This is a genomic window from Cecembia sp., assembly GCF_007126775.1.
In the GTDB taxonomy this organism is placed as follows: Bacteria; Bacteroidota; Bacteroidia; order Cytophagales; family Cyclobacteriaceae; genus Cecembia.
Genome location: NZ_SLAP01000216.1, coordinates 1 through 9,802 on the forward strand (window position 1 = coordinate 1; position 9,802 = coordinate 9,802).

The window sequence follows — 9,802 nt, forward strand, 5'->3', positions numbered from 1 at the left end:
AATTGAGCCAGCAACTATCCCCGCTGAATCAATGAAAAAACATCTACGCTTATTTTGGGTCTTTTTCCTGTTTGCAAGCCATTCCCTTCAGGCCCAAACCAGCCCCGATCTCCAAAAGCTTGATACTTATTTTGAACAGATGGTTAAAGACTGGGATGTTCCGGGAGCCAGTATAGGCATTGTTAAAGATGGACAATTGGTATTCACTGGCAACTACGGAACCAAAACGGTTGGTAAAGAAGAGAAACCAGATGAACATACCCTTTACGCCATAGCCTCCAATTCCAAGGCATTTACTTCGGCTGTGTTGGCGATGCTGGTACAAGAGGGGAAACTTACCTGGAACGATCGGGTAAAAGACCACCTCCCCTATTTTTCCCTATTTGATGATCCTTGGATCAGTGCCAACGTCACTATACGAGACTTGCTGAGCCATAGAGTTGGACTAGGTACCTTCAGTGGGGATGTGATCTGGTACAAAAACGAAAGCACTGCCGAAGATTTTATTAAAAGGGCGGGCAAAGTCCCTCAAGCATTTGATTTCCGATCAGGTTATGGCTATTCCAACCTGATGTATGTAACCGCGGGGGAAATCATCCGAACAATTACCGACAAAACCTGGGGCGAAAATGTGCAGGAACGCTTTCTCAACCCTTTAGGCATGGATCGCAGCATCACCACAGCCAAAGATTTGGATAAAAAGAGAAATTATGTCACTGCCCATGGCCGAGAGGAAGGCAAAAACTTCCCCATTGCTTTCGAGGATTGGGACACCATCGCTGCTACGGGTGGATTGATCTCCTCGGTGAGCGATGTGGCCAAATGGATGATCTTCAATATGAATCATGGTATTATAGGACAGGATACCCTGATCTCCAGAGCAAACCGCAATCTGATGTGGACCGTGCACAATGTCTTTACCGTGGACCATACCCAGCCAAACGACCTGGGCAGGCATTTCAGTGGTTATGGACTGGGTTGGAATTTGGGAGATTTCCATGGGAAGTTGATGGTAGGCCATACAGGAGGCTACGATGGCATGATTACCGCAGTGACCATGATTCCTGAAGAAAAGTTGGGCGTAGTGGTGCTGACCAATGGCCACCAAAGCCCCATCATGGCTGCTACCTACTATGCTTTTGACCAATTTTTAGGAACAGGAAGTAAAGATTGGTCTGGAGATATGCTCCAAAGGAGTTTGGCCAACCAAGCCAATGACACCCGCATCGCAGACATCAAAAAAGCCAGAGTCCTCAACACCAAGACATCCCTCTCTCCTTCCCAATTTGCAGGTACTTATCGCTCAGACATCTATGGCCAAATCGAAGTCAAAGAAGAAAAAGGGGCTTTGCGACTTTACTTTGAAGACGCTCCAAGACTTTCTGCCAGCTTGAAACATTGGCATTATGACACCTATGAAATCATCTGGGACGAGAAGCATGCCTGGTTTAACTTCGGCACACTCCAATTCCTACTCAACAATAAAATGCAGGTTGTCGGAATGGATTTTAATGTACCCAACGACGATATTTTCTTTGAGGAATTGAAACCCTTAAAAATCAATCCATGATCAAAGTAATAGGAATCCCCTTTGATATCAACAGTTCCTTCATTAGAGGACCTTACTTGGCACCTCCCAGAATCCGCTTAATGGCAACCGAAGGCTCTGCCAATAACTTCACAGAAATGGGGGTAGAAATTATAGCTGGTAGGGATTATCAGGATTTAGGTGACCTTTCTTTTTCCAGTCAAGATCCAAAAAAAGCCTATGAACAGATCAAACTAGCCGTAAGCGAAGCCATCGCTGATGGCAGCAAACTCCTGAGTTTGGGAGGGGATCATTCCATTGCTTATCCGGTGATTGAAGCCCATGCGCTGAAACATGGGCCTTTACATGTACTGCAGCTTGATGCCCACGGGGATTTGTATGAAAATTTCGAAGATAATCCCTATTCCCATGCTTCTCCATTTGCTCGGCTATTGGAAAAAGGTTTGTTAAAGTCACTCACGCAAGTTGGTGTTCGTTCATTGACCCAGCATCAACGGGAACAGGCAGCCAAGTACAAGGTCAATATTATTGAAATGAAGGACTTCAACATGGATTTTATTTCCACTTTGGAAGGCGCTTTATATATTTCTTTGGATATTGATGTTCTTGACCCTGCTTTTGCTCCGGGTATTTCTCATTATGAACCGGGAGGAATGAGTTCCAGGCAGTTGTTGGATATCCTTTTGAAAATCAAGCTTCCTATCCTAGGCGCTGAGCTCGTGGAATATAATCCGATCAGAGACCATCATGACATGACAGCTATGCTGGCTTTTAAGTTGATGAAGGAGCTGATCGCTAAAATGATCTGAAAACCATGGATATTGGATGAATTAGCTTTTATCAAAATAATGATTTTTTATAGGCGCAAAATCAATATCTTATTCGATCAATAACCTATAACCCTATTGACCATGAAAAACGAAAAATCACCTTTTTCCAGAAGAGACTTCGTTAAAGCAGCTGCGCTAAGCGGTGCAGGGATGATGATTGTGCCCAGACATGTGGTTGGTGGGCCGGGCTATACCCCTCCTAGCGACAAGGTTAACCTTGGCATCATCGGGGCAGGAGGCAAAGGAAAGCAAAACGCCCAGGATTTCCTGAAAGTAGAAAATGTGAATATTCCTGCCGTAGCCGATCCTTCCTATTACTGGAACTTAGCTGACTTTTACTACCGATCAGAGGCAGGTTTGGGTCCTGTCTCCAATATGATTGAGTTGCACAATGCAGCCAAAGGAGATAACAAGCGGGTTACCCAATACACCGATTTCCGTAAAATGATGGAAAATTCATCGGAATTGGACGGCATTGTGATCTCCACACCAGACCATACCCATGCCTATATTGCACTGATGGCGCTGAAAATGGGGAAACATGTGTACTGCGAAAAGCCGCTAACCCACAATATCTGGGAAGCAAGAGAAGTGGCTAAAGTCACTAGGGAAACTGGCCTGATGACCCAAATGGGCAATGTGGGGCATTCTACGGATGGTATCAGAGAGACAGTGGAGTACTTACGTGCGGGAGTAATTGGAGAGGTCAAAGAATGCCATGCATGGGTACCTGCAGGTCGATGGCTCCCGGGATTGAAAGGTTTACCACAAGGGCAAAGCACCATGCCCATAGGTTTTGATTGGGACCAATGGATCGGCCCAAGGGAAATGGTGCCTTTTCACAAGGATTATGTTCCTGTCACCTGGAGAGATTTTTGGGATTATGGCTGCGGTGCTTTGGGGGATTTTGGTTGCCATGACCTGGATGCTGTCACTTGGGCCTTTGACTTGAAAAGCCCAGACACAGTACAGATTTTTCCTGCAGGTTATTCTGACAGTAAGATTGCCCCTTATGGAGAAATCGGCTATTTTCACTTTTCCCCTAAAGGCCAACAAAAAGCCATGAAAATCAACTGGTATTCCGGGGGACTGAAACCGGACCTCCACCCTGCCCTGCCCAAAGGTTATGTTTATCCAGCTAGGGCATCCATGTTTATTGGAACAAAAGGCATTATCATCAATGATGGAGGAAACCGGAAACCACAGATTTTCCCGGAATCATTAGGCAAAAGCATCAAAGCTCCCAAACCTAGTTTAAAAAGATCTAATGGACATTTTCAGGACTGGATCGATGCCATCCGAAACAATGAGCAAGCTTCCTCCAATTTTGAATATGGATCCCGATTGACCGAAATCACGCTTTTGGGTGTTCTTTCCCTGAGATTGGGAGGGAAATTGATTGAATGGGATGATGAGAACATGAAAGCCAAAGGTATGCCTGAAGCTGACCAGTATATCAAAGAACCCGTAAGAGCTGGCTGGGAAATGTAAGAGGAGATGGAAGAAAGACCCATTATCAAACTGGAATGGTCCGCAATGGATAAAATCATGGAGGGCTTGGGATTTTTGGCCCTGGTCCTTCTATTGGCACTTCCCATTTACTATTATCCTGAACTTCCGGACCGAGTTCCCAGGCACTATGATGCTTCTGGACAAGTAACAGCCTATGGCGGAAAAGGTATGATCTGGATGATGCCCATTATGGGTTTGATCACCTATACAGGTTTATTTTTCCTCAATAAAGTCCCCCATATCTTCAACTATCCCACTGCAATCACCCCAGAAAATGCGGAAAAGTAATACCGGGGAGCAACCAGGATGATGAGAACCCTTAACCTGGTCATCGTATTTACTTTTTTGTTCCTGACATTTAGCACTATTCAAACAAGTTTGGGGCTGCAGGAAGGCCTTAATGAATTTTTTATGGGCATATCTATAGGACTCTTGACAGGAGTGATTTTGATTTATTTGGTCTGGAGCATAAAAACAAAGGGAAAGCAAGGGAGAAAGTGAGCAAGTCGTATTATTTTCAAAATTTTCCATATTTTTACTTTTTATCCCATTAATTTCACAAATTTAATTTTGATATGGGTATCATAAATAAAAAAGCTTATGCTAGATGTAATCCTTAAGATGGTCCAGGACAACACCGAAAGCAGTGTGGTCCAAAATAAAAAAATACCGAACGAGCTGAACGCTAACGTTCAGCAAGAGATTATGAAAGCTATTTCAGGAGGCCTCTCCCAAGCCGCCAGCTCAGGCAACAGCCAAGCAATCTTAGATTTATTCGGGAAAGGTGCCAAAAATCAGAGTCTGGCAAGAAACCCGATTTACAAGTCTATTTCATCCAACCTCTCTCAAATATTAGTAAGCAAGTTCAATATGAATAAAAGTACGGCAGATTCCATCATTAAAAGCTCATTGCCGGCCATATTAAGCAAGTTTTCGGGCAAAGTTGCCGACCCAAAAGATAAGAGTATTGATATGAACACTGTGTTGGGTTCTCTTTTAGGAGGGAAAACAGGAAACACGGATTTTAATGACCTTTTAGGAAATTTGTTGGGTGGAAGCACCAATCAAAGACCTAAAAAGGGGACTGCTAAAAAGACAACTACCTCTAGAAAAAAAACCGATACACCAGCAGGAAATCCTTTGATGGATGTACTGTCTAAGTTTCTAAAAAAGTAAAACCACCAATCAATTTTATTAATTATGTCAACAGAAAAACAATTTGTAGCCAGTCCGGAAAGTAAGGCCAAAGCCAAGCAGCTCCGTTTATTTGCCCTTTTGGCCTGGATGGTAGCCATTGCAGGCCAGGTATTTGCCATCCTCAAACTGATCAGTGATGAGACTTTGACCTATTTGATCATTGCCATTGTAGTCCTTTTGGCTTTGGCACTCACTGGATCTTGGCTTTGGAAGAAAGCCAATCGCCTCGACCCGGCTTCAGAAAAAGACAAAGTAAAGTTCTTTTTCCAAAATCAGTTTGGTGCCATTATGGGCGTTTTGTCGTTTTTACCTCTTGTTATTCTGATTTTGACCAATAAGGACATTGAAGGTAAAACTAAGGGGATTGCAGGTGCAATAGCCGTTATAGCCATGTTGGTCGCCGGAATCTCTGGGGTAGACTTTGATCCACCATCTATAGAGAAGTATACCAAAGAGATCAACGAACAGACGGATGTGGTCAGGAAACTCAATTTTGACAATGATAATGTCTTCTGGACCCGAGCAGGAAACCGTTATCATATTTTTGAGGAATGTCAACATATCCGCGGCCGTGATGAGATCAATAATGGCAGCGTAAAAGATTCATGGGATGAGAAGGGAATATCGGAATTATGTAAGACCTGTCAAGCCAGGGCAATGAGAGAACGAAATATTCAAGATGCTGACATAGAAATGCCCATCTTGGAAGGTGAAGATGTTCTTGAAGATTAATTCTATAAAAAACAGTGATTTAAGCAGAAGTTTGATGCCTTTGAGGTTTTGTTGCTCAATATTCTTTACCCCAGATAAGGCATCAGACCAAACTTATTACAATGCCAAAGCAGCCTGAACGGCATCCATATTGGCCTTTAGGGCTGCTTCATTTTCCATGTCATTCAAGACCTGATTGAAAGGCTCTGAACGGATAGGGCCATCATAGCCTATATCAATCAGTCCTTTCAGGAAATCATGGACAGGAATTACTCCTGTGGCTGCAGGCAATTCCCTTTTTCCATCTACCTGAGTTTGCCTGGTGAATCCTTCACGTGCATCATTCAGGTCCACCACTATGATCTCATTTGGATGCAATGCCTGAATATCTTCAATAGATTCATTGGCACAATACCAGTGAAAGCTATCTAAAACCAACCCAACGTTATCCTGTCCTATCTCCCCAATCAATTCCTTGGCTTCTTTCATGCTTGAAATAAATGGATAGCGGTTGCCAATGAGCATGGTACGCATTCCCAAATATTCCAAACCCAAGCGGATACCATGATCCTGCATCACCTTCGCACATTCTCCCAGACGATAAGCATGCTGCCGCATGTTTTCATTATAAGTCAATTCACTATGGGATGAAATGATCCAGGTATTCATCCGTGTGGCCCCTTGCTTTTCCATGGTTTTACAAAACTTTTTTAGCCCTTGGAAACCCTCCTTGAATTTTGCATCATCTTGACGAAACTCTAAGGGAATAGTATTGGAACAATAGCTTATCTTATTCTCCTGCATTTTTTCAGTAACATCATGCAACTGTTGTTCGGAATAATGATCCATCACCTCTTGGGTAAAAGGACTGATTGCTTCATATCCGAAAGATATGGCATAATCCAAAGTTTGGGCAAAGTTGGACTGGACTCCAATCATTCCCGGATTCAATGAAATTTTAAAGGCCCGTTTGGCCCGGGAATCTGCAAAAACAAAAGGGGTAGGAATAGCCAATGCGGTAGAGGCCAAAGCTGATGAAATGATAAATTTTCTGCGATCCATATATTTAGGATTAGGGTATTGAGCATCTAATTTGCTCTTTTTTACGTAATGAACCAATGATTTTGTTACAATTCAAATTAGGGTCTTTTTGCATAAAGCCAATGCAACCAAAAAAAGTCAGAAATTGTCTTTCAGGCCCAAAAGTCACCGTTTGTAAAATGAGCTTAACAATTCCCCTTAAAATTGCTTAAATTTAAGGTCTTAATCATGCATTTATTATGAAAAAACGCAATCAATTCAGTTTAGCTTTGTTAGGACTTATGGCTTTAAGCATAAGCTCCTGTGCTGAAAAGGAAGACAATAACACAATCAATGAGCCAAGCCCCTTTGCTACGGTGTCTGACAAGATGACCTTTAAGGTGGACACGCTCTATACAGAATTTGAAAGTCCTTGGGGAATGACCTGGCTACCTGATGGCAGGATGCTGGTCGTGGAGAGGAAAGGAGAAATTCTGGTATTCAAAAATGATCAGTTTACAGGAGAAAAGTTGACAGGTGTTCCTGAGACCCGTGAAGTGAATCAGGCAGGTATGCTGGATATCACCCTGCATCCGGATTATGCCAACAATGGTTGGCTTTATCTCGCCTATTCCCGGCCGGAAGGAGATGGAGATGTATTGGTAATTTCCAGGGCCAAACTGGATGGGAACAACATGCACAGTGTAGAAGAAATCTTCGTATGTGGGCCGGAATGGAAAGGTGGAAGACATTTTGGATCAAGAATCGTTTTTGACAATGCGGGCTACCTGTATTTCTCCAATGGAGATAAGGGGTCCAGGCCAGCCAATGCCCAGGAATTGGACAATGATCACGGTAAGATCCATAGGATCAAAGATGACGGCAGCATTCCGGAAGATAACCCATTTGTCAATACTCCCGGCGCCAATCCTTCTATCTGGACTTATGGGAACAGAAACCCTCAGGGCATGGTTTATGACAAGGAGAATGACAGGCTTTGGTCAGTGGAGCATGGTCCAAAGGGGGGTGATGAGCTCAACCTGATCGAAAAGGGCAAGAATTACGGTTGGCCGGTGATCTCTTACGGCATCAATTATGACGGCACAATTCTGACAGAACTCACTGAAAAAGAAGGCATGGAGCAGCCGGTAACGTATTGGGTTCCGTCTATTGCAACCTGTGGCATGACCCTGGTAACCTCAGACAAATATCCTGCCTGGAAAGGCAACATTCTGGTAGCAGGCTTAGCTGGACAGCAAGTAGCCCGTGTGGAATTGGATGGCACCCAGTATGTGGGAGAGGAAAAATTATTAGACGGTATCGGCCGTGTACGTCAGGTTTCCCAAAGTCCAGATGGGTATATCTATGCACTGGTAGAAGCTACAGGCTTATTGGTTAAGCTAATTCCGCAGAGCAGTTAAAAAAAACGAGTCAGTAAATTCAAAAGCCATGTTGGAAACAGCATGGCTTTTTTTATTAATCGGATAAAGGGCTCCATCGACCGATTGAAAATACAAAAGATTAGTTTTATATTTAAATAAACTGGGATATAGACGCCATAATGGCGTAAAGAGAACCTTTAGCGGGCATTGTAAAACGACAACATAATCAGACAGAAAAACTGAGAATATGAACCTGCCGATTTTAATTGCAAACATTTTGACACTTTTAGCATTTATGCTTCACACTTTTGTTGGGGACAAAGAACTAAAAGTAAACGAACCGATAGACGAAAATGATGCGCATTTCCAAAAAAGAGAAAAATGGACAATGGCGAGATGTGGTTGGCATTGGGTTTCGTTTGACTTACTTTTTGCCACTATCGGACTTGGTCTGATTAACTTTACAAACTTCTTTAATAACGAAAATACATTGTTAAAAATACTTTCAATTTACTTTTTAGGCTATGCAGTAGTTTGGGCTTTGACAATTGTAATTTCAGAACAGTTTCCGAAAAACTATTTGAAACTCGGACAGTGGATTTTGCTATTGCTTATTTCCGGACTTATTTATTTTGGAACAAATTAATTTGGCATATGCTTAAAATTGGCGGATACATAAACATAATAATTGCAATCGCACATATTGTCGGACTACTTTGGGCAGACAAAATGTTTGAAGTAACGGGAATAGCAGAAGGAATGGCTCTTGCTGCCCAAAACATACATCCTTTATATCCATATTTTATTACGGTTGTTGTGGCTATTTTCTTTTTTATATTCGGTTTATATGGACTTTCTGCAGATGGTAAATTCCGAAAATTACCCTTTATGAAGCCTGCTATTTTTCTTATAGCAGGAATTTACTTAGTGCGTGGAATAGGAGAACTTCTTTTTGATATGGAGATGCAACAAGCAAATCAATTTTTGGAAGTAACCTATTCACTAATTTCAGTCTTCATTGGACTATTGTTTTTGATAGGCGGACTTAAAAAATGGAAATTAAAACGGAATGACCGCTGAACTGGAAGATCTTCTGAAAAAAAGGATACCGGAATAAAAACTTTTATTGGATACTCGGATATTTATGGATACCTGTCTTCGACGGGCAGCTTGGATCCGCCACTGCGGAAAAGTTATTGATCGATATTGATTCCCAAACAACAGGATACCCAGGTTAATTTCTTCTACGGTTAAGATTTCGGATAATGTAGCATTGGAGCCTAAATAAACCAAATAACCCATTTTTTAGCTTCAAAAAAGCCAATTATAGATAAAAAATCCCCAGTACAGGGTATTTTTTTTTGAACTATGCTTTGTAATTTGGGAAACATATAATTTAAGGAAATAATACCTGGTAAAAAAAGGGTAATTAAGAGTAAAGCCAACCAAATTTGGTTGGCTAAGCGCGAAAGATGTTGCGATTATATACAAGTTGTGGGCAAGCTAGATACAAACAATAAGAACCTTACACTATTTCACAATGAAAAAAATAAAGTTTAGAATATCAAATCGAATGTCAGATCATTTAATTCAAGCAGTTC

Annotated in this window: 11 protein-coding genes; 10 read left to right on the top strand and 1 reads right to left on the bottom strand. The window is 42.1% G+C overall.

The annotated features are described in order from the left end of the window. The 7 genes from QZT73_RS14305 to QZT73_RS14335 all read left to right on the top strand — a co-directional run. On the top strand, positions 1-1,570 hold a 1,570-nt coding region (locus QZT73_RS14305; protein ID WP_363331096.1), incomplete at its 5' end, for a serine hydrolase. Further along, the gene (gene speB / locus QZT73_RS14310) at positions 1,567-2,358 is read left to right on the top strand and encodes an agmatinase (protein ID WP_291783532.1); all 792 of its coding nucleotides are present in this window, start codon (positions 1,567-1,569) and stop codon (positions 2,356-2,358) included. The genes QZT73_RS14305 and speB, both read left to right, overlap by 4 nt. A gap of 102 nt (positions 2,359-2,460) precedes the next feature. Next, positions 2,461-3,870, top strand: a complete 1,410-nt coding sequence (locus QZT73_RS14315) for a Gfo/Idh/MocA family oxidoreductase (protein ID WP_291788842.1) — start codon at positions 2,461-2,463, stop codon at positions 3,868-3,870. A 6-nt stretch (positions 3,871-3,876) separates the two neighbouring features. Further along, on the top strand, positions 3,877-4,179 hold the full coding sequence (locus QZT73_RS14320; RefSeq protein WP_291788844.1) for a DUF1648 domain-containing protein: 303 nt from the start codon (positions 3,877-3,879) through the stop codon (positions 4,177-4,179). 18 nt (positions 4,180-4,197) lie between these two features. Continuing rightward, positions 4,198-4,392: a hypothetical protein gene (locus QZT73_RS14325; RefSeq protein ID WP_291788846.1), complete on the top strand. Its 195-nt coding sequence runs from the start codon at positions 4,198-4,200 to the stop codon at positions 4,390-4,392. Positions 4,393-4,491: 99 nt separating this feature from the next. Next, positions 4,492-5,067, top strand: a complete 576-nt coding sequence (locus QZT73_RS14330; protein WP_291788847.1) for a hypothetical protein — start codon at positions 4,492-4,494, stop codon at positions 5,065-5,067. Between the two features lie 24 nt (positions 5,068-5,091). After that, a complete protein-coding gene (locus QZT73_RS14335) occupies positions 5,092-5,820 on the top strand; it encodes a hypothetical protein (RefSeq protein WP_291783542.1) in 729 nt (242 codons plus the stop codon). A gap of 96 nt (positions 5,821-5,916) precedes the next feature. Here QZT73_RS14335 and QZT73_RS14340 read toward each other — a convergent pair whose 3' ends face one another. After that, entirely contained in the window at positions 5,917-6,861 is a 945-nt protein-coding gene (locus QZT73_RS14340) for a sugar phosphate isomerase/epimerase family protein (protein ID WP_291788849.1), read from the bottom strand. Between the two features lie 218 nt (positions 6,862-7,079). On the opposite strand from QZT73_RS14340, the gene QZT73_RS14345 reads away from it, so the two are divergent. The 3 genes from QZT73_RS14345 (at position 7,080) to QZT73_RS14355 (ending at position 9,281) form a co-directional block, all read left to right on the top strand. Next, positions 7,080-8,240, top strand: a complete 1,161-nt coding sequence (locus QZT73_RS14345) for a PQQ-dependent sugar dehydrogenase (protein ID WP_291788851.1) — start codon at positions 7,080-7,082, stop codon at positions 8,238-8,240. Between the two features lie 208 nt (positions 8,241-8,448). After that, complete coding sequence (locus QZT73_RS14350; RefSeq protein WP_291788853.1) at positions 8,449-8,847, top strand: hypothetical protein; 399 nt, start codon at positions 8,449-8,451, stop codon at positions 8,845-8,847. An 8-nt stretch (positions 8,848-8,855) separates the two neighbouring features. Beyond that, positions 8,856-9,281, top strand: a complete 426-nt coding sequence (locus tag QZT73_RS14355; protein ID WP_291788855.1) for a hypothetical protein — start codon at positions 8,856-8,858, stop codon at positions 9,279-9,281. Positions 9,282-9,802 lie beyond the last annotated feature (521 nt).